The organism is Allobosea sp. TND4EK4 (genome assembly GCF_900156025.1).
Lineage (GTDB): Bacteria > Pseudomonadota > Alphaproteobacteria > Rhizobiales > Beijerinckiaceae > Allobosea.
Window position 1 is genome coordinate 26,474 of the sequence record NZ_FTMO01000002.1, and the last position, 18,835, is coordinate 45,308.

An 18,835-nucleotide genomic window follows, 5' to 3' on the forward strand; every position below is an offset into this window, starting at 1 on the left:
CCATGAAACTCTTCGCCTCGCTCGGCCTTGCCGCCGCGCTCCTGTTCGGCCCGGCCCATGCGGCCGACAAGCCGAAGGTCGTCCACATCACCTATGTCACCGCCCCCTTCAACCTGCCCTCCATCGTCATGCGCGAGAAGGGCTTTCTCGACGCGGCCTTCGCGCCTTTCGGCATCAAGGTCGAGGCGCCGGTCATCACCTCCGGCGCGCAGCAGACGCAGGCGATAGCGGCCGGCGAGATCGACATCGCCAGCGTGCTGGGCGGCACCTCGGCGATCCTGGCGGCGGCGAACGGTGCCCCGCTCAAGATCGTCGCGGCCTATGCCCGCTCGCCCAAGGCCTATTTCCTGATGACCCGCGCCGACGGCCCGGCCAGGCTTGCCGATCTCAAGGGCAAGAAGATCGCGGGCCCGAAAGGCACTGTGCTGAACCAGCTCCTGGTGGCCGCCCTGGTCTCGCAGAAGCTCACCCTGGCCGATGTCGAATACATCAACATGGACCTGCCGACGGCGCGCGCGGCCCTGCTCGCCGGTCAGGTCGACGTCGCGACCCTCGCCGGCGCCGATGTCACCCTGGTCGAGAAGGCCGGCGGCCGGCCGCTGACCAGCGGCGAAGGCCTGATCAGGCCGACCACCGTGATCGGCGCCAACTCGGCCTTTCTGGAAAAGCATCCCGACCTCGTCGCAGCGTATTTCGCTGCTCACCTCAAGGCGATCGACTTCATCGCCAAGAACCCCGAGGAGGCGCTGGCCATCGCCGCCAAGGAGCAGAAGATCTCGATCGATGATGCCCGCGCCCAGTTGCCGCTCTACGACTTCACGCCGGTGATGACCGAGACCGATGTCGCCAACCTGACGGCGGACCAAGCCTTCATGATCGAGGCCGGCATGCTGCCCAAGGCCAAGGCGATGGATCTGAAGGCGAAGCTGATCGCCCCCTCCGCCTTCACCTTGAAGTGAGCCCTGAGGCGCCGGCCGAAGCCGGGGCCTCCCCCTCGCAAAACGGCGGCTTACATGAAACTCTCCATCCTCGATCCGCTCGTCGTGCCCGGGGGCTCGACCTCGGGCGGCGCGCTGCGCACGGCCATCACCATGGCGCAGCAGGCCGAGCGCCTCGGCTTCACCCGCTACTGGATCGTCGAACATCACGACGTCGCCTTCGAGGCCAATCCCGCGCCGGAGGTCTTCGCCGCGGCGCTGGCCGGCGCCACATCGCGCATCCGCATCGGCGTGGGTGGCGTGCTGCTGAACCACTACAGCCCCTACAAGGTCGCAGAGGCGATGCGCACGCTGAACGCGCTCTTTCCGGGCCGGATCGATGTCGGCATTGGCCGGGCGACGGCGGGGCCTCTCGCCGATCGGGCGCTGAAGCGCCTGCGCGAGATCGAGCTGCCGGACGATCACGCGGAACGCGTCGAGGAACTGATCAGCTGGCTCGGCAACGACCTGCCCCCGGCCTCTCCCTTCCATGGCATCGGCATCATGCGCGACGAGCCACCAGGCCCGCTGCCCTGGATTCTGGCGGTCAGCGAGGAAAGCGCGCAGCGCGCCGCCATGCTCGGCCTCGGCCTCGCCTGCAGCGCGTTCCACAAGCCGGAGCAGGCGCCGCATTCCATGGCGGCCTATCGCGCCGCTTTCCGGCCCTCGACCTATGCCGCGGGCATCGCCGCGCCGCAGGCCTTCATCGCCGTCCGCGTCATCATCGGCGAGACGCCGGAGGAGGCGGAGCGCCTCGCCATGCCCGTCCGCGCCGTTTTCCGCCAGCGTCGCAAGCCTGAGCGCATCATGGTCGAGCACCTGCCGACGCTCGACGAGGCCGTCGCGATCATGGGCGGCATGGTCGCAGCCGGCGACGAGGACTGGCCGGCCTTCCTCGTCGGCACGCCGGCCGGCGTGAAGGCAAGGCTTCGGCGCATGGCAGACACCACCGGCGTAGAGGAATTCATGATCCAGGACTTCCTCGATGATCCGCCCCTGCGCCTGCGCAACTATGAACTGCTCGCACGGGAGTTCGAGCTGGAGCGATGAGGGTGCCCGCGATGCGGCGGTCGGGCCTGGCGGAGGCGGACATGACAGCCCCTGCATAATCGGCTAAGGCGGCAACCATTCCCGCCGCCTGCCAGTCGCGATGCTGTTCAATTCCTTCGTCTTCCTGCTCGCCTTCCTGCCGCTGGCGCTCGCTCTGCACGGGCTCGCGGAGCGCTTCGCGCCGCGCTGGCGTCTGCCGCTGCTGGTCGCGCTGTCCTTCGCCTTCTACGGCTGGTGGGACTGGCGCTTCCTGCCGCTGCTGCTGCTGTCCATCGGGCTGAACTGGCTCATCGCCGAGGCGTTCCAGAAGACGAAGGCCGGGGGTCTGATCACCCTTGCGATCATCGCCAATCTCGCCGTTCTGGCGCTGTTCAAATACTTCAACTTCTTCGCCGATCTCGCTGGGATGATTCCGGGTTTGCCGGCACCGAAGCTCGAGCTGGCCCTGCCGCTCGGGATCTCCTTCTTCACCTTCCACCACATCATGTACCTGACCGATCTCCGGCGCGGGCAGGCGCCGCGCTTCGATCTCGTCCGCTACGCGCTCTACATCGCCTTCTTTCCGCAGGTGCTGGCCGGCCCGCTGGTGCGCTGGCGCGAGATCATGCACCAGTTCGACGAACGGCCTTACGCGCGGCCGGACGCCGCCGAGCGCTTCGCCCGGGGGCTGATCCTGCTGACATTCGGCCTCGCCAAGAAGGTCATGATCGGCGATCCGCTCGCCGAATACGCCAACCCGGTTTTCGCCGCTGCCGCCGCCGGCAAGGTGATCAGCATGGCGGAGGCCTGGCAGGCGACGCTGGCCTTCACCTTCCAGATCTACTTCGACTTTTCGGGTTATACCGACATGGCGCTGGGCCTGGCCCTGCTCTTCGGCATCGTGCTGCCGCAGAACTTCGAGGCGCCCTATCGCTCGCTCTCGATCCAGGATTTCTGGCGGCGCTGGCACATGACCTTGTCGCGCTTCCTGCGCGACTACCTCTACATCCCGCTGGGCGGCTCGCGCTCGGGCCTGCCGACGCAGGTCTGGGCGCTCTTCGCCACCATGGCGCTGGGCGGGCTCTGGCACGGGGCCGGCCTCACCTTCGTCGCCTGGGGCGTTGCCCATGGTCTGGCGCTCATCGTCGCCCTGTTCTGGCGCAGGGCCGGCTGGCAGATGCCGGCCGCGCTCGGCTGGCTGCTCACCTTCCTGTTCGTGACGCTGTGCTGGGTGCTGTTCCGCGCGACGAACTTCGAAGCTGCGCTGGCGATCTACAAGGGCCTGTTTGGGCTTGCCCCCCTCGGGACCGGCTTCAAATGGCGAGCGCTGCTCCCGGCCGCCGCCTTCGCCATCCTGGGCCCGACCGCCTGGACCCTCGTCCACCGGCTGCCGCCCGCCCGCTGGCTCGCCGTGCTGCTCGGCCTGCTGTTCGTAATCGTCCTGCTCAAGATCGGCGAAGACGCCAATTATGAGTTCATCTACTTCCAGTTCTGAGGCGATGGCGCGGTTTTCCGACACACGGCGCTGGACCCGTTTCACCTTGACGATGGTGGCGGCGGCGCTCTTCGTCTGCGCCGCCTTCCTGGCGGCGGCGTACCTGCTCGATCCCTACGACACGGGGCGCTCCCCGCTCGCCCTCAAGGAGGGTGTGCGGCCACAGGGCCCGCGGACGGCCGCCGCCAGCCGCGGCCGCGACCCGGCCTTCGATTCGGCAATCTTCGGCAACTCCCACGTCCAGCTCCTCTCGCCCGAGCGGCTGGACGCCGCGACGGGCCTGCGCTTCGTCTCGCTGATCGCGCCCGCGACCAGGCCGAAGGAGGTCCTCACCATCATGGACTGGTTCCTGCGGCACCGCCGGCAGGCGCCGAAGGTCATGGTCGTGGGCATCGACTGGGGGTGGTGTACCGTCGATCCGGCCCTGCCCAACGATAAGCCCTTCCCCTTCTGGCTGTTCAGCCGGAGCACAGCCGAATATCTGGTGGGGCTGATGCGCTACGACCTGCTCGAAGAGATGCTGCGGCGCGTCGGCTACATTCTGTCAGAAAACCCGGCGCGCGGCCGTCCGGACGGCTACTGGAACTACGAACAAGGCTATCGCGACCAGGGCTATGGGCGCGATCCCGCCCTCCTTGCGAAATTGCAACAGCACGCCGAGACCGGCGGCGGCAATCTCGAAGGCCCGTTTCCGGCTGCGTTGGCGCTCGAATCGCTGATGAAGCGCGCCCCGGCGGAAACGGTCCTCCTGCTTCTGCGCACGCCGGTCTACGCGACCGGTCTTCCAAAGCCCGGAACAGCCAATGCGAAGGCGGACGCCGCCTGCAGGTCGGCCTTCGAAGGTCTCGCCACCCGCCGTCCGCATACCGTCCTCGTCGACTGGAAGAAGGACAGGCCGGAACTGCACGATCCGGATCTGTTCTTCGACCATACGCATTATCGCCAGCCGGTGGCGAAGCTGATCGAGGCCGATATCGCGGCCGCGATCGGCACTGTGCGCTGAGACGGCCTGCCGGCTGCGAAGGCTTTCCGCACGCCGCGGCACAACCCTGTCGAAGCCTCGCCGGAACCGATTGTTCCTGTTGAGACGGATCGCTATAAGGGCGCCAAATCGGCTCACCCCCTTCGGCAAGGCCGAAGGGCGCGTGGGCGGACAACGCAAGAGAGCGCGCCATGTCGAAGCAGATCATTCTCGATGCGGACTACAAACCGGCCGATGACGAGCCGTTCATGAACGAGCGTCAGCGGGAGTACTTCCGCAACAAGCTCCTCGCCTGGAGGGAGGACATCCTGAAGGAGGCGAAGGAGACCCTCGTGACCCTGCAGAAGGAGAGCGAGAATCATCCCGACATCGCCGACCGCGCCTCCTCCGAGACCGACCGCGCCATCGAGCTGCGGGCACGCGACCGCCAGCGCAAGCTCATCGCCAAGATCGAGGCGGCCATCGCCCGGATCGATGACAACTCCTATGGCTATTGCGAGGAGACCGGCGAGCCGATCTCGCTGAAGCGCCTCGAGGCCCGACCCATCGCGACGCTCTCTCTGGAAGCCCAGGAGCGCCATGAGCGCAACGAGCGCGTCTTCCGCGACGATTGAGCGAAACCGGACGGCGGAGGAGGCAGCGATGGTGGAGCGGATCACGGTCCAGGCGGCCTGCCATTGCCGGCGCGTCCGTTTCGAGGCGGTGCTGGTCGACGGCCTGAACACGGCCCGCCGCTGCGACTGCTCCTTCTGCCGCATGCGCGGCGCCGTCGTCGTCTCGGCCGACAGCGACGGCATCCGCATTCTCGAAGGCGGGGATGCGCTGACCGAGTACCGGTTCAACACCGGCACGGCGAAGCACTATTTCTGCGCCGCCTGCGGCATCTACACCCACCACCAGCGCCGCTCGAATCCGCGCCAGTTCGGTGTGAACGTCGCCTGCATCGAGGGAGTCAGCCCCTTCGATTTCCGCGAAGTCCCCGTCAGTGACGGCATCAACCACCCGAGCGACCGTCCGGACGGAGCGAAGGGTGGGCTGGCGGGTGTCTTGCGCTACGAGCCGACAAGCCGCAGCTGACAGGGAACGGCACGCGACAAGATCCGGCCTGGCTGCGCCTTAGGCGCCCCCCGGAGCGGCGGCGCTGCCGGCCGTCGGCTGCTGGCGCCGGATCCGCAATACATCGGCGATGAACAGGCGCGACAGCGCGTGGTAAAGCGGTTCTCGCGAGATCAGCCGCGCGGTCCCATATCCAAGCACGGAAGCCGCCATCAGGGCCGTGACATTATCGTGGTTGCCCGTCATCTCCAGGATGATGACGAAGGCGGTCATCGGCGCCTGGACGACGCCGGAGAAATACCCGGCCATCCCGAGGACCGCCGCCAGCCCGATCGGCGAGCCGAGAAGCTGCCCGAGCGTGCTGCCGAGCCCTGCGCCGACCGAGAGCGAAGGCGCGAACAACCCGCCCGGAATTCCGGAGATGGAGGAGGCCAGGCTCGCCAGGAACTTGGTGATGAAGAAGGAAGGCGGCAAAGGCGTGCCTTCGATCGCGCTGCGAGCCTGCGCATATCCCGTCCCGAAGGTCATGCCGTCGCTCGCGACGCCGAGAACCGCAACGACCAGTCCGGCAACGAGAGCGATCGCCAGCGAGCGGCCAAGCGGCGTCCCAGCCTTCAGCCGCCGGATGCGCCTCGTCAGGGCGATCATGCCGCTGCTGAAGAAGGCGCCGGCCGCACCGCCAACGATGCCGCAGGCCAGGATCAGCAGCCAATCGCGCCGCAGCTCGGCCGTCGCGCTGGTGAAGCCGAAATAGGTGTAGTTCCCGACGACGGCGAGTGATGCCAGCCCGGCGATGATGACGGCCGAGAGCACGATCCCGTTGGCGCGGGCCTGATAGGTCCGGCTCATCTCCTCGATGGCGAAGACGATGCCGGCCAGCGGTGTATTGAATGCCGCCGCGATGCCGGCCGCGGACCCCGCGAGGATCAACCCGCGAGCCTGGACCATACCGCCCCAGCGGGCCGCCTGGAGCATGATCGAGGCGCCGACCTGCACGGTCGGCCCCTCGCGTCCGATGGACGCGCCGCACAGGAGGCCCACGACCGTCATGACGATCTTTCCAGCGGCGATCCGCAGCGAGAGGAACCGTGAGCGCTCCTCATCCTCGCGCAGATGCCGGGCGGCGATGGCCTGCGGGATGCCACTGCCTTGCGAACCCTGAACATAGCGGCCCGCAACGAACGCGCACAGAACGAAGCCGAGCGGCGTCACCAGCAACGGCGTGAAGCGCAGGGGGCCCTGTGCTTCGCCGATGATCGCGAACACGCGTTGCGCCTCGTCCGCCAGCTTGGCGAAGCCGGCGCTGACGAGGCCGATGGCAAGGGCGCCGACCCAGAAGACGAGGCGCTGCCGCCAGTAGCGTCCTCGCACGACCAGCGCTCGAGAACGCCGGAGCAAACGCCTTGTACCTGACTGGGGCACCCGCGGAACTCCTGGCCGAACCGGCACGGGTTTAAGGAGAAGCTCATGCGGCTGTCGAGCGAAAGATGCCCGCCGGGAAAGCAGATCGGCCCTCGCACCGTTGCTCGGCCGAAAGCTGTGAAGACGAGAGAGCCCCGCGTCGGGAGAACGCGGGGCTCATGGCCGCCTGCCTTGAAAGCTTGGGGAGCGTGGCGGGCGGCGGGGGGTTCGGCGGCTCGGGAGAGACCGCCGACCGGTTCGGCGCGGGGACGAGGGGGAGCGTCCGCGCCGGCCGGATTGGGTGGTAAAGTCCTGAAGAGAGCGGCTGACCGTCTCTGGGGAGGCCGTCATCCCGGTCTTGCCCAGGGATGACGGCGTGTTGCGCGGGGCCAGGAGGAAGCGTCAGAAAGGCAGCAGGATATCCATCACCTGCTGGCCGTAGCGCGGCTGCTGGACGTCCGTGATCTGGCCGCGGCCGCCATAGGCGATGCGGGCCTGAGCGATCTTGGACGAGTCGATGGTGTTGTCGCTGTCGATGTCCTCCGGCCGGATTACGCCGGCCACGATGAGCTCGCGCACCTCGAAGTTGACGCGGATCTCCTGCTTGCCCTCGATCACGAGATTGCCGTTGGGTAGGTTCTGCGTGACCACGGCGGCAACATTGGTCGTCAGGGTCTCCGAGCGGTTGATCGACCCTGTGCCCGCGCTGGACGCGTCGGAGTCCAGCTTCAGCAGAGACGAGGCGGAGGCTCCGTCCGGCAGGTATTTGTCGACCTTGTTCTCGAAGCCGAGGAAGTTGGGCGCACCCGCCTTCTCCGCGTTCTTCCGCGAACGCTGGGTCGAGTTGTTGAGCTGGGCCTTGTCGGTCACCTTGACCTTGACGGTGACGAGGTCGCCGACATTGCGGGCCCGCTGGTCCTTGAAGAAGGCGCGCGAGCCGGTCCGCCAAAGCGAATTCGGCGCATAGGAGGCGTGCTCCATGGCCGGCATCGGCATCTGGACGGGCTTGTAGCCCTTTGCCGCAGTCGGATCCTCGATCGCTGAGAGGTTCGGCGCCTGGCCGACATTGGCGAGCCGGTCGCCGACGCCGCAGGCGCCGAGCGAGGCGGTCAGCAGCAGCAGGCCGGAGAGCCTTGCGATACGGCGGTTGGTCGGGGCGGATTTCACGGAAAGACGCATGTCGGAACTCACTGAGCGCTGGCGATGCGGCCGATGGCCGGCTTGATGGAGACGCGGCCGGGGCCGGTGATCGTGCCCTGGAGAACGCGCTTGGATTGGGGGTTGGTGACGGAGACGACGTCGCCCATCGCGCCGGATTCGTTGACCCGGCCGCGCATGGTGATGAGGATCCCCGGCGACTCGTAGACGATGGTGACGAGTTCGCCCTTGGCGACGATCTCCTCGCGCTGTACGTCGCCGCTGCGCAGCGGCACGCCGGCCATCAGCGCGCGGCGCGCCACCTTGTCGATCGCGGCACGGGAATCGGCGATCAGTTCCGCAGCCTGTCCGTCGCGCGGGCGGCGCTCGACGATGACGTCGCTCGCGGTCAGCGTCTCGCCGCGGGCGATCGCATGCCTCGGGACGACCACCTCGATGGTCTCGACCATCTGGCCGGAGATGCGCAGCGGCTTCAGCCGCATCGCGGCGCTGCCGGGCACGGCGAGCCGCGCCTGGATGCGGCGGGCCCGCGCATCATAGGAGAGGTCGATGACGGAAAGATCGCCCGTCAGCTCCGGCTCGATCGCGATGGAGGGGGCCCCGCCATCGACAGCGAGCGCGAACATCTGCGCATCCACCCCGAAACGTTCCTTGAGGCCCTGCCTGACGGCGGCCTCCATGTCGGCGGCAGTGACGCGACGGGCCGCGCGTGTCACGACGACCTGCGCGAAGCCCTGGCTCTCCAGCTCCGCCGCATCGCGGATGATGCCGGCACCGCGCGCCGCCTCGACGATCCGCGCCACCTGGATCGTGCCGGTGTCGCCGAGCGCGGGTCCGCGAAAGGCGGCGATCTGCGCCGTCTCGCCGCCAAGCCCGGCAATCAGGTCGCCGAAGGTGACGAGGTCGCGCGAGAGATAGATCTCGGGGCGCAGTTGCAGCTTTGGCGCCTGCGGCGGCAGCGCCGGCTGAACCTGCTGTGGCACCGCCGCAGCGATTGCGACCGGGGCATGCTTGCCCCGTGCCTGCTGGGCAAGGGCCGGAGCCGCGGCCAGCAGCGCGGCGGAGGCGAGCGTGGCGGCGAGGGTGAAGCGAAGCATCGGCCCTGCCCTCCTTAACCGCGGAACATCTGGGTGGTCGCCGACATCATGCTATCGGCTGCCGAGACGACCTTGGAGTTCATCTCATAGGCGCGCTGCGCCGCGATCAGCGCGGTGAGCTCCGTCACCGCCTGGACGTTGCCCTCTTCGAGATAGTTCTGCTGGAGCGTGCCGAAGCCCTCGCCGCCGCCGAAGCCGTCGATCGGCTGGCCCGAGGCCGCCGTCTCGATGAAGAGGTTGTCGCCGATCGATTCGAGACCCGATTTGTTGACAAAGCGCGTGAGCTGGATCTGGCCCAGCGATTGCGGGGCGGTCTGGCCGGGGATCATCGCCTCGACCGTGCCCTGCGCATTGATGCTTACCGACGTCGCGTTGTTCGGAACCGTGATGCCGGGCTCGACGACATAGCCGTCGCGCGTGACGATCTGGCCCTGGGAGTCGAGGTCGAAGGAACCGTCACGCGAATAGGTCGTCCGCCCGTCCGGCATGCGGACCTTGAACAGGCCCTCGCCGCGGATGGCGAGATCGTAGGGCTTCTCGGTCGGCGAGATGTTGCCCTGCGTCATGACCCGGCCGGTCGAGGCAACCTTCACGCCCGAACCGACGAACGTCCCTGCGGGCGCCTGCGTGTTCTGGTCCGAAGTGGCGGAGCCGGCCCTGCGGAAATTCTGATAGAGCAGGTCCTGGAAATTGATCGTCTGCCGCTTGAAGCCGGTGGTGCGGACGTTCGCGATGTTGTTGGAGATGACCTGGACGTTCATCTCCTGGGCGGCCATCCCGGTGGCCGCAGTCTGCATGGCGCGCATGGCGTTGGCTCCTTCTCGGGTCAGGCTTGCTGGTCAGCCAGGCGGGAGATCGCCTTGCTGCGCAGGTCGTCGTTGCGGGTGATCATGCTGGCGACGTCCTGATAGGCACGCTGCACCTCCATAAGGCGGGTCAGTTCGCTCACCGCCTTCACGTTCGAGCGCTCCAGCGCGCCGGTCTCGAACTTGGAGCCCGGCAGGGGCGGCTGCGGCGCGGCGGTGGAGGACACGAGGTTGTTGCCCTCGCTGACGAGCGTGGTCGGATCGGCGAAGCGCACCTGGCGCAGGCGGCCGCGGGTCCCCTGGTCGCTGGTGACGGTTCCGTCGGCGGCGATGCGAAGATCGTATTCGCTCGGTCCGAAATTGATCGGGCCGCCCTGGCCCATCACCGGCTGGCCGAGCTGGGTCACGAGCTGGCCCTGGCGATTGACCGTCAGCGAGCCGGCGCGGGTGTAGCGTTCGCCGGCAGGGGTCTGGACGACGAGGAAATTGTCGTCCTTCAGCGCGACGTCGAGCGGGTTGCCGGTGAACTCGATCGTGCCCTGCGAGAGATCGAGCGGCGTCCCCTTGTCGATGACATAGGAAAGGGCCCGGTCGGCCGGCTTGAAGGCTTCGGCCTTCGCCTTGGGCATGACGAATTCGTTGAAGCGCGCGCTGCGCGCCTTGAAGCCGTTCGTGCCCACATTCGCCATGTTGTTGGCGATGACTTCAAGCTCTCGCGACAGGGCGACCTGTCGCGAAAGGCCGACGAGAAGCGCGTTCTCCACGGCGAAAACTCCCGATCTTGTCCCGCGGCGACCTCGACGCTCCCCAGCGCAGTCGCCACGGCCTTCTCTCCGCAACCTGCATGCCAACATGGTTAAATCATACAAGCCTCTGAAATCATTGATCACAGCTGCCCGTATCGAGGACCGGACTGCCCGGCACCACCCGCTCCTCCGGCAAGAACGACCCGGCAAAAACTGCCGCCCTTAACGGCGCGTTAACTGTGATTGGCGAAGGTCGACAGCACGGCAGAACGCCGTGCGCACGGCCGAGGCAACAGATGGCGAAGACTGCCAAGACGGAAGAGGAAGGCGCGGCCGAAGAGGCGCCCAAGGGTGGTAAGGGCGGCAAGAAGAAGCTCATCATCATCGGCGCCGCGGTTCTGCTGCTCGCCGGCGGCGGCGGCGGTGCCGCCTGGTTCTTCCTGCTGAAGAAGCCTCCCGCTCAGGATCAGGCCGCCGAAGCCGCCAAGGCCAAGAAGCCCGTCACCTTCCTCGACATGAAGGACATGATGATCGGCATGACCAATGGCGGCCAGCAGGAGCGGCAGCCCGTGATGAAGATCAAGGTTTCGCTCGAGATCGGCGACCCGAAAGTCGCCGAAGAGGTGAAACCGCTGCTGCCCCGCGTCGAGGATGCGTTCCAGGTCTTCATGCGCGAGTTGAGGCCCTCCGATCTCGAAGGCTCCGCCGGCATGTACCGGCTGAAGGAAGAACTGCTTCGCCGCGTCAACGTGACGGTCTACCCCGCCAAGGTTGATGCCGTGCTCTTCAAGGAACTGCTGGTTCAATGAGTTCCGATCGCGACAATCCCAACAGGCCGGGCGGGGACGATCCGCTGACGCCCGAAGGCATGGCCGCCGAATGGGCCACGGTGCCCGACATCGTCGACGAGGACGGCGAACAGGAAGGCGGCATCGACCGCCTGATGTCGCAGGACGAAATCGACACGATGCTCGGTTTCTCCAGCGGCGAGGATTCAGCCTCCCGCAATGGCATCCAGGCCATCGTCGATTCGGGGTCGGTCGCCTATGAGCGGCTGCCGATGCTCGAGATCATCTTCGAGCGTCTGGTGCGTCTGCTCTCGACCAGCCTTCGCAACTTCTTCACCGACAACGTCGAGGTCACGCTGGAGAGCATCCGGTCGGTACGCTTCGGCGACTACATCAACTCGATTTCGCAGCCCGCGATGCTCTCGGTCTTCAGGGCCGAGGAATGGGACAATTTCGGCCTCATCACCATCGAGTCGACGCTGATCTACTCGGTTCTCGACACGATGTTCGGCGGCAAGCGCGGACAGCCCGCCCCGCGTATCGACGGGCGCCCCTTCACCTCCATCGAGATCAGGATGGTCCGCCGCGTGATCGAGCTCGTGCTCGGCGACGCCCAGGCGGCGTTCCGCCCGCTCTCGCCGGTGAGCTTCACGATCGACCGGGTCGAATCGAATCCGCGCTTCGTCTCGATCTCGCGCCCAGCCAACGCCGCCATCCGGGTCGAGCTCAAGTTCGACATGGAAGGCCGCGGCGGCTCGCTGCATCTGATCCTGCCCTATGCCACCATCGAGCCGATCCGCGAATTGCTGCTCGAAAGCTTCATGGGTGAGAAGCTCGGGCGCGATCCGATCTGGGAGAACCATCTCGCCACGGAAGTCTGGCAAGCCGACGTAGACGTCACTTGCGTGCTGCACGAGACCCAGATGCCGCTAAAGCGGGTCATGAAGCTCGAGATCGGCGACACGCTGATGTTCGACGCACGGCCTGACGCGACGGTCTCCTTGCGTTGCGGCGACTTCATCGTCACCGAAGGCCGCATCGGCCGGGTCGATGGCAAGATCGCGGTGCAGGTGGTCCAGCCGCTGCGCCGCTCCAAGACCACTCTCGCCGCCTTCGACAGCCTTGCCAGCCACCTCGGCGCTTCTAACTGAGCAGGACAGCATGACTCTCAATCTCATCGCCGATGCTTTGGTGGCCAGCCTCCTCGTGGCCACGATCGTCACCTGCTACATCCTGGCGAAGCGAATCGAGCGACTGAAGGCGGACGAGGCGGGCATGCGCCAGACGGTGGGAGCGTTGATCACCGCGACCGACAATGCCGAGCGCGCCATCGCCGGCCTGAAGAACACGTTGAACGATTGCGACCGCACGCTCGACGAGCGCCTGCGCACGGCGGAGCGCTACGCGGCAGACCTCGCCGCCCAGGTCGAGGCCGGTCAGGCGGTGATGGACCGCATCGGGCAGATCGTCAGCGCGGCCAGCCTTGTCGCCAAGACCGAGACAGCCGCACCGGCGGTGCCGCAGCCTGCGCCGGTTTCGCGCCTCGAAAGCGCGGCCCAGTCCGCCGCCGCAATCCGCGCCCGCGCCGCCCGCCGCCTCGAAGCGCAGATGGAGGGCAAGGCTGCGTGATCGAGAGGCCGCGTCTCCTGCCTGCAGTCATTCTCGGCGCCATGGGTCTCCTGGCGCTGAAGCTGCTTGCATGGACGGCAGAGCCCTATCCCGGCACAGTGCCGGCCAGCAGGACCATTCTCGCGGAGAGCGGCTCGGGCAAGGGCAAGGAGGTCTGGGCCATGGCGAAGACCACGGCCCGGGTCCATGCGGCGGACCATCTCGACCCCGAGACGACCGGCTCGGTCCCGGCGCCTGATCCCGAGAAGGAAAAAGAGAAGGCAGCAGCCGACGCCAAGGCGGAAGCGGCCCGCGCCGCGGACCCCAACAACAAGGCTGGCCTGATCAACGGGACAAGGGAGCCGGTCTCGCCCGCCGAGAGGGCGTTGCTCGAACGCCTCGGCGAACGCCGCGAGGAGCTGGACAGCCGCATGCGCGAGCTGGAGATGCGCGAGCGCCTGCTCGGCACGGCCGAGAAGAAGCTCGACGGCCGCCTCGGAGACCTCAAGACGATGGAAGAGAAGGTCGCGCCCGGCACCAAGGGGGCCGCCGACGAAGCCAAGGCGATCAAGAACCTCGTCATCATGTATGAGGCGATGAAGCCCAAGGACGCGGCCCGTGTCTTCGACCGGCTGGGCCTCGATGTTCTGGTGCCTGTCGTGCAGCAGATGAACCCGCGCAAGATGTCCGAGGTTCTCGCCGCCATGGCGCCCGACAAGGCCGAGAAGTTGACCGTCGCACTCGCCACCAGCGGGCGCACGCCTGCGCTGGAGCGCGCCTCGGCGCAGAATGCCCTGCCGAGCAACGAGTTGCCGGCGATCGCGCCGCAACGCTAGCCACACGGCGCAACGACGGCCACACATTAAGCTGCTGTTATGCTTGACGGCTTAGCGTAGCCGCGGGTTCCTCCACGCGGTCGCGTGGCTGGGCGCTCCGTTGCGTTGGGTCGGGTTTCCGGTTTTGCGTCTATCGCGTTCTCTCGCTTTCGGTATCGGGCTGGCAGCGCTTGCGCTCGCCGCCGGTCTCGACGCGCCTGCGCAGGCCGCCACGGCGAAGCTGCGGGGCGAGCCGATGGCCGCCGGCTTCGGGCGCCTGTCCCTGGCCTTCGACGAGCCGACGCAGACACGCATCAGCGTCGCGAACGGCGTGCTCATCGTCGCCTTCGGCACGCCCGTCCAGATCGATGCCGCAAAGATCGCACGCGAGCTGCCGAACTATATCTCCGTCGCCCGTGTCGATCCGGACGGCCGCGGCATGCGCTTGGCGCTGACCCAGATCTATAAAGCCAATCTGATCGAGGCCGGCGACAAGGCATTCATCGACCTGCTGCCCGAAAGCTGGAAAGGCGTGCTGCCCGGCCCGCCGCCCGAGGCCATCGCCGAGCTGACAGAGCGGCTGCGCCTGGCGGAGGTCCGGGCGCGCCAGAGCGTCCGCCCACAAGCGCCGCCACCGGTCCTGACCCTCACCAGCGCCAGCCTGCCGACACTTGAGCGGCTGATCTTCAACACCCCCGCCGGCACGGCGCTGAAGAGCGCGCGCGACGGAACGACGCTGACGCTGACCTTCGACAAGCCCATGACGGCCGATGCGGCAGCCTTGCGCGCGGGCCTCCCCAAGGGCTTCGGGCTGATGGCGGCCGAACCCACCAAGGACGGCCTCAAGCTGAACTTCTCAGTGCCCGCCGATTGGCAGGTGCGCGACTTCAGCGACGAAACCGGACTGGTCGTCGATCTGCTGAAACCGGCCAAGCCGCCAATCGGGAGCTTGACCGATCTCGAGAAGCCGCAGCAGCCCGCAACGCCCGAAAGCGCCAAGCCGGCTCCGACGACGGGAGAGGCCAAGCCTGGATCGGCCGGTCCGGCCGTGCAGGAGGCGCAGGCCGCCGAGGCCAGACCCGCGGCCCCGGTCGCCCAGCCGGCCGCTCCGGAGCCGCCGCCCGGAAAGGTGCAGATCGCCGCCGCCGACAAGCGCATCGAGTTCCGCTTTCCACGCCCGACCGGCGCAGCCGCCTTCCTTGATGCCGGGACGATGGTGCTCGCTTTCGATACGCGGGACACGATCGACCCGTCCAGCATCGCGGGACAGCTCCCCGCGCTGATCGCGGAGAGCACCGTCTCGCGAGAGGGCAAGGTCACGCTGGTGCGGCTGCGGCTCAACGGCCAGCCGCTGACGCGCTTCTTCGCCGAGGGCAACGCCTGGTCGCTCGACCTGGGCGAGGATGCGGGCCGGCCAGCCTTGCCCGTCGAGCCGCAACGCGGCGTCGATGATCGCGGCCAGACCAGCCTCGTCGTGCCCCTGCCCGGCCTCACCGGGGTGCACTGGCTCGAATCGGGCCCCGCCGGGCTGCCGCTCGCGATCGCGACGGCGCTGGGGCCGACGCGTTCGACGCCGAAATCCTACCGCTTCGTCGAGTTCGAGTTGATCCCGACCGCGCAGGGCGTGGCGATCCAGCCCCGTGCCGACGACATCGTCGCTCGCGCCGGCACCGAACAAATTATGATCGGCCGGAATGGTGGCCTCAATGTTTCGCTGGATGTCGCGACGGCCGACGACAAGCAGGACAAGGCCACCGAGGCAATGCCTTCGCCGCTGCTGGATGGCGAGCGGTGGACCAGGCTGCAGCAGGGCTCTGTCCGCGATCACGGCCGCGAACTGGCTCGCGAGGCTGCGGGCGCTTCGCGGGCCCGCAAATCGGCGACGCGCCTCGCCCTCGCCCGCTTGCATCTGGCCAACGGCCTCGCCGCCGAGGCGCTGGGGCCGCTGAGCGCCCTTCTTGCAGACGATCCCTCCATGCGCGTCAACCGCGAGGCACTCTTCCTGAAGGGTCTCGCTGCGGCACAGATGCATCGCGATAAGGAGGCGCTCGCCGCCTTCGAAGCGCCAGCGCTGAAGGCGGACGCGGAGGCTGGACTATGGCGGGGGCTCGTCGAGCAGCGCCTCGGCCGCAACACGCAGGCGCTTGTGGACTTCCGCCGCGGCGAAGCCCATCTCGACCGCTACCCTCCGGAGTTGCAGGCGAAGCTCCGCGAGGCGATGGCGCGCGCCGCGCTCGCGACGCAGGACATGGGCGTCGCGGAAAAACAGATCCAGCGTCTCGCCGACATGCCCAGTGAGGAGGTCGATCCCGAACGGCTCGCCTTGCTCCAGGCGATGCTGAACGACGCCGGCGGACGGGCCGACGTCGCCATGGAGGGTTACCGTCCGCTCTTTGACGCCGGGAGCCGTCCCGTCGCCGCGGAGGCCCAGTTGCGCGCCGTCAAGCTGGCCGACGTGGAAAAGCGCAGTGATCTGAAGATCGACGAGGCCATCGCCCGGCTTGAAACCGTCGCCGTGACCTGGCGGGGCGGGCCTATCGAGATGGAGTCGCTGGCGCAGCTGAACCGCCTCTATATTAGCCAGGGTCGCTGGCGCGACGCGTTCCTGGTGGCGCGCCGCGCCAACGAGACCTTCTCCGACGATCCGCTGACGCGGCGAATGCACGACGAGACCGCCCAGCGCTTTGCCGAGCTCTTCAGCCAAGGCGGCGGCGACAAGCTGCCCCGGATCGAGGCTCTCGCGCTTTCGTACGATTTCAAGGAATTCCTGCCGGTTGGGCGGCGCGGCGACGAGATCACCCGCCTCCTCGCGGACCGGCTGGTGGAGCTCGACCTGCTCGACCAGGCGGCCGAAATCCTGAAGTACCAGATGGACAAGCGCCTGACCGGGGCAGCCCGCTCGACGGTCGCCGCCCGGCTGGCGATGATCGACCTGATGAACGGCAAGCCGGCCGACGCGGTGCGCGCGCTCGCCTCGACCCGGCTCGTCGAGCTGCCGGCCGATGTGAAGCGCGCCCGCCTTCTGCTGGAGGCCAAGGGCCTCTCCGACCTCTCCCGCAGCGACCAGGCGCTGGAGATGCTGGAGGGCGAACAGGGCGGCGAGGTTGACCGCCTGCGTGCCGACATCTTCTGGACCGGCAGGCGCTGGCGGGAGGCGGGCGAAGCCTATGAGCGCATCCTCGACGAGAGCTGGCGCGGCAGCACGCCCCTCAGCGATGGCCAGCGTGCCGACGTGATGCGCGCGGCCGTGTCCTATGTGATGGCGGGCGAGGGTCTGTCGCTCGACCGGCTGCGCAGCAAATACGCGCAGAAAATGGCGCAGAGCGTCGATGCGCGCACCTTCGCCTTCGTCGCTGGCGCCAGCCGCGGCCGCCCGTCCGACATCCGCGAAATGGCACGCGCTGCCGCGAATGCCGACGCCATCTCGGAGTTTCTGAAAGCCTATCGCGAGCGCTATCCGGGCTACGCCCCGCCGGTGCGGGCGCCGCAGCCCCCCAAGCCCGCCGCGGAGGGAGCTGCCGCCGAAGGGCAGCCTGCCGACCCGGCGACGCCGCAGAAGAGCTGAAGGCAGTTCTCGGCATCCGCGGGTGGAGCGAAGCGGGCACCCGGGAAACGCAGAAGGAGGCGAACGAAGCGACCTTGCCGCGAGAGGCTCCGGTCGAGCCGGAGCGCGACGCCGGCCCTAGCCAGGCGCGGAATTGCTGTCCTCGCCACGCGCCTTCGCCCGCAGCACGAATTGCAGGTTGCGGACATAGACGAAGACGCCGAAGCCCTGCCCCAGGATGAAGACCGGGTCGCGCCGGTAGAGCGCATACATCAGCAGAAGGGCGCCGCCGCCGATCGAGAACCACCAGAAGGTCATCGGCACGACGGAGCGCTTGGCCTTTTCGCTGGCCCACCATTGCACGACGAAGCGCATGGTGAAGAGTCCCTGCGCGACGACGCCGAGCAGCACCCACCAGTCGAGGTTGTTGACGAAGACGTCGTGGAAATAATCGCCGATGCGGTGCTGGAGATCGATCAGCATCACGGGGTCTCCAGCAGGCTTTCCGAATGCACGATCTGCGGCACGCGCTTGCGCCGCCGGATCAGCCACCACACACCGGCCAGATCGAGGATTCCGACCCAGAGCCGGTCGAAGAAGCCGTAATTCGAGACGCCGGTGAGCCTTGGCCGGTCGCGCACGTCGACATGCAGGACCTTGTATCCCTCCCGCGCCATCAGCGCCGGCATGAAGCGGTGCAGCGCGTCGAAATAGGGCAGCGCCAGATAGGCCTCGCGCCGGAAGCACTTGAGTCCGCAGCCGGTGTCGCGAGTCTCGTCCCGCAGCACCTTGACCCGAACCGCATTCGCCACCTTCGACTGCCAGCGCTTGAAGCCGGTGTCCTTGCGCCCGACGCGCTGGCCCTGCACCAGCCCCGCCTCGAGCCCGCCGCGCTGCAGCGCCTCGACCATCTGCGGCAGGAAGGCCGGATCGTTCTGCCCGTCGCCATCCAGCGTCGCGACGATGGCCGCGCGCGCATGGCGGACGCCGCTGCGCACCGCCGCGCTCTGCCCGCAGGACTGCGCATGGGTGACGATGCGCAGCCAGGGCTTCGTCGCGGCGAGTTCGGCGAGCGCGGCAGCCGTGCCGTCGCTGGAGCCGTCATTGACGTAGACGACCTCGAATGGGCCGATGCCGGTACAGGCCCGCTCGATATCGCCGATCAGCGGCGCAATGTTGCCCTGCTCGTTGCGCACCGGCACGACGACGCTCAAGAGCGGTTGGGCGGAGGGAGTTTCGGTCAAGGCAACGTCATCCGGCAAACGGTTCGGGCATTCCTCTAAAGCATCGGGCCGCAAAGGAGAACGCGGTTTTCGGCAGGAAGCCGCTCGCA

Annotated in this window: 18 protein-coding genes; 11 read left to right on the top strand and 7 right to left on the bottom strand. The window is 67.6% G+C overall.

Features of this window, described 5'->3' with window-relative positions:
- The first annotated feature begins 2 nt into the window (after nucleotides 1–2).
- The 6 genes from BW981_RS05080 (at nucleotide 3) to BW981_RS05105 (ending at nucleotide 5,560) form a co-directional block, all read left to right on the top strand.
- The gene (locus tag BW981_RS05080; RefSeq protein WP_076436932.1) at nucleotides 3–959 is read left to right on the top strand and encodes an ABC transporter substrate-binding protein; all 957 of its coding nucleotides are present in this window, start codon (nucleotides 3–5) and stop codon (nucleotides 957–959) included.
- A gap of 54 nt (nucleotides 960–1,013) precedes the next feature.
- Nucleotides 1,014–2,027 carry an MsnO8 family LLM class oxidoreductase gene (locus tag BW981_RS05085; protein WP_076436934.1) on the top strand — a complete coding sequence of 338 codons (1,014 nt, stop codon included), beginning with the start codon at nucleotides 1,014–1,016 and terminating at the stop codon, nucleotides 2,025–2,027.
- Nucleotides 2,028–2,127: 100 nt separating this feature from the next.
- Entirely contained in the window at nucleotides 2,128–3,501 is a 1,374-nt protein-coding gene (locus tag BW981_RS05090; protein WP_076436936.1) for an MBOAT family O-acyltransferase, read from the top strand.
- 4 nt (nucleotides 3,502–3,505) lie between these two features.
- Entirely contained in the window at nucleotides 3,506–4,504 is a 999-nt protein-coding gene (locus tag BW981_RS05095) for a hypothetical protein (protein ID WP_083712187.1), read from the top strand.
- A gap of 170 nt (nucleotides 4,505–4,674) precedes the next feature.
- Entirely contained in the window at nucleotides 4,675–5,097 is a 423-nt protein-coding gene (gene dksA / locus BW981_RS05100; protein WP_076436940.1) for an RNA polymerase-binding protein DksA, read from the top strand.
- 28 nt (nucleotides 5,098–5,125) lie between these two features.
- Complete coding sequence (locus BW981_RS05105; protein ID WP_076436942.1) at nucleotides 5,126–5,560, top strand: GFA family protein; 435 nt, start codon at nucleotides 5,126–5,128, stop codon at nucleotides 5,558–5,560.
- A gap of 39 nt (nucleotides 5,561–5,599) precedes the next feature.
- Here BW981_RS05105 and BW981_RS05110 read toward each other — a convergent pair whose 3' ends face one another.
- From BW981_RS05110 to flgF, 5 genes are all read right to left on the bottom strand, one after another.
- The gene (locus BW981_RS05110; protein ID WP_076436944.1) at nucleotides 5,600–6,961 is read right to left on the bottom strand and encodes a chloride channel protein; all 1,362 of its coding nucleotides are present in this window, start codon (nucleotides 6,959–6,961) and stop codon (nucleotides 5,600–5,602) included.
- 381 nt (nucleotides 6,962–7,342) lie between these two features.
- On the bottom strand, nucleotides 7,343–8,119 hold the full coding sequence (gene flgH, locus BW981_RS05115; protein WP_076436946.1) for a flagellar basal body L-ring protein FlgH: 777 nt from the start codon (nucleotides 8,117–8,119) through the stop codon (nucleotides 7,343–7,345).
- A gap of 8 nt (nucleotides 8,120–8,127) precedes the next feature.
- On the bottom strand, nucleotides 8,128–9,195 hold the full coding sequence (gene flgA, locus BW981_RS05120) for a flagellar basal body P-ring formation chaperone FlgA (RefSeq protein WP_076436948.1): 1,068 nt from the start codon (nucleotides 9,193–9,195) through the stop codon (nucleotides 8,128–8,130).
- Nucleotides 9,196–9,209: 14 nt separating this feature from the next.
- Nucleotides 9,210–10,001, bottom strand: a complete 792-nt coding sequence (flgG, locus tag BW981_RS05125) for a flagellar basal-body rod protein FlgG (protein WP_076436950.1) — start codon at nucleotides 9,999–10,001, stop codon at nucleotides 9,210–9,212.
- A gap of 20 nt (nucleotides 10,002–10,021) precedes the next feature.
- Nucleotides 10,022–10,765 (bottom strand): flagellar basal-body rod protein FlgF, encoded by a 744-nt coding sequence (gene flgF / locus BW981_RS05130; protein ID WP_076436952.1) that lies wholly within the window; start codon nucleotides 10,763–10,765, stop codon nucleotides 10,022–10,024.
- A 278-nt stretch (nucleotides 10,766–11,043) separates the two neighbouring features.
- Here flgF and fliL point away from each other — a divergent pair, with 278 nt between their 5' ends.
- From fliL to BW981_RS05155, 5 genes are all read left to right on the top strand, one after another.
- Nucleotides 11,044–11,556 carry a flagellar basal body-associated protein FliL gene (gene fliL, locus BW981_RS05135; protein ID WP_076436954.1) on the top strand — a complete coding sequence of 171 codons (513 nt, stop codon included), beginning with the start codon at nucleotides 11,044–11,046 and terminating at the stop codon, nucleotides 11,554–11,556.
- Nucleotides 11,557–11,615: 59 nt separating this feature from the next.
- Nucleotides 11,616–12,686, top strand: coding sequence for a flagellar motor switch protein FliM (gene fliM, locus BW981_RS05140; RefSeq protein WP_244560253.1), 1,071 nt, complete (start codon nucleotides 11,616–11,618; stop codon nucleotides 12,684–12,686).
- Nucleotides 12,687–12,696: 10 nt separating this feature from the next.
- Nucleotides 12,697–13,164 (top strand): DUF6468 domain-containing protein, encoded by a 468-nt coding sequence (locus tag BW981_RS05145; RefSeq protein ID WP_076436958.1) that lies wholly within the window; start codon nucleotides 12,697–12,699, stop codon nucleotides 13,162–13,164.
- A complete protein-coding gene (locus BW981_RS05150) occupies nucleotides 13,161–13,979 on the top strand; it encodes a MotE family protein (protein WP_076436960.1) in 819 nt (272 codons plus the stop codon). Before BW981_RS05145 ends, BW981_RS05150 begins: the two co-directional genes overlap by 4 nt.
- A gap of 124 nt (nucleotides 13,980–14,103) precedes the next feature.
- The gene (locus tag BW981_RS05155) at nucleotides 14,104–17,523 is read left to right on the top strand and encodes a hypothetical protein (protein ID WP_139333636.1); all 3,420 of its coding nucleotides are present in this window, start codon (nucleotides 14,104–14,106) and stop codon (nucleotides 17,521–17,523) included.
- 117 nt (nucleotides 17,524–17,640) lie between these two features.
- Here BW981_RS05155 and BW981_RS05160 read toward each other — a convergent pair whose 3' ends face one another.
- Together BW981_RS05160 and BW981_RS05165 are read right to left on the bottom strand one after the other, a co-directional pair.
- Nucleotides 17,641–17,985, bottom strand: a complete 345-nt coding sequence (locus BW981_RS05160; protein ID WP_139333637.1) for a lipid-A-disaccharide synthase N-terminal domain-containing protein — start codon at nucleotides 17,983–17,985, stop codon at nucleotides 17,641–17,643.
- Entirely contained in the window at nucleotides 17,985–18,746 is a 762-nt protein-coding gene (locus BW981_RS05165; protein ID WP_076436964.1) for a glycosyltransferase family 2 protein, read from the bottom strand. Before BW981_RS05165 ends, BW981_RS05160 begins: the two co-directional genes overlap by 1 nt.
- Between the last annotated feature and the right edge of the window lie 89 nt (nucleotides 18,747–18,835).

Bases quoted from the DNA above. Each gene is read 5' to 3' on its own strand.
- BW981_RS05080 (WP_076436932.1), top strand. From the start codon at position 3: ATGAAACTCTTCGCCTCGCTCGGCCTTGCCGCCGCGCTCCTGTTCGGC.
- BW981_RS05085 (WP_076436934.1), top strand. From the start codon at position 1,014: ATGAAACTCTCCATCCTCGATCCGCTCGTCGTGCCCGGGGGCTCGACC.
- BW981_RS05090 (WP_076436936.1), top strand. From the start codon at position 2,128: ATGCTGTTCAATTCCTTCGTCTTCCTGCTCGCCTTCCTGCCGCTGGCG.
- BW981_RS05095 (WP_083712187.1), top strand. From the start codon at position 3,506: ATGGCGCGGTTTTCCGACACACGGCGCTGGACCCGTTTCACCTTGACG.
- dksA (WP_076436940.1), top strand. From the start codon at position 4,675: ATGTCGAAGCAGATCATTCTCGATGCGGACTACAAACCGGCCGATGAC.
- BW981_RS05105 (WP_076436942.1), top strand. From the start codon at position 5,126: ATGGTGGAGCGGATCACGGTCCAGGCGGCCTGCCATTGCCGGCGCGTC.
- flgH (WP_076436946.1), bottom strand. From the start codon at position 8,119: ATGCGTCTTTCCGTGAAATCCGCCCCGACCAACCGCCGTATCGCAAGG.
- flgA (WP_076436948.1), bottom strand. From the start codon at position 9,195: ATGCTTCGCTTCACCCTCGCCGCCACGCTCGCCTCCGCCGCGCTGCTG.
- flgG (WP_076436950.1), bottom strand. From the start codon at position 10,001: ATGCGCGCCATGCAGACTGCGGCCACCGGGATGGCCGCCCAGGAGATG.
- fliL (WP_076436954.1), top strand. From the start codon at position 11,044: ATGGCGAAGACTGCCAAGACGGAAGAGGAAGGCGCGGCCGAAGAGGCG.
- fliM (WP_244560253.1), top strand. From the start codon at position 11,616: ATGGCCGCCGAATGGGCCACGGTGCCCGACATCGTCGACGAGGACGGC.
- BW981_RS05145 (WP_076436958.1), top strand. From the start codon at position 12,697: ATGACTCTCAATCTCATCGCCGATGCTTTGGTGGCCAGCCTCCTCGTG.
- BW981_RS05160 (WP_139333637.1), bottom strand. From the start codon at position 17,985: ATGCTGATCGATCTCCAGCACCGCATCGGCGATTATTTCCACGACGTC.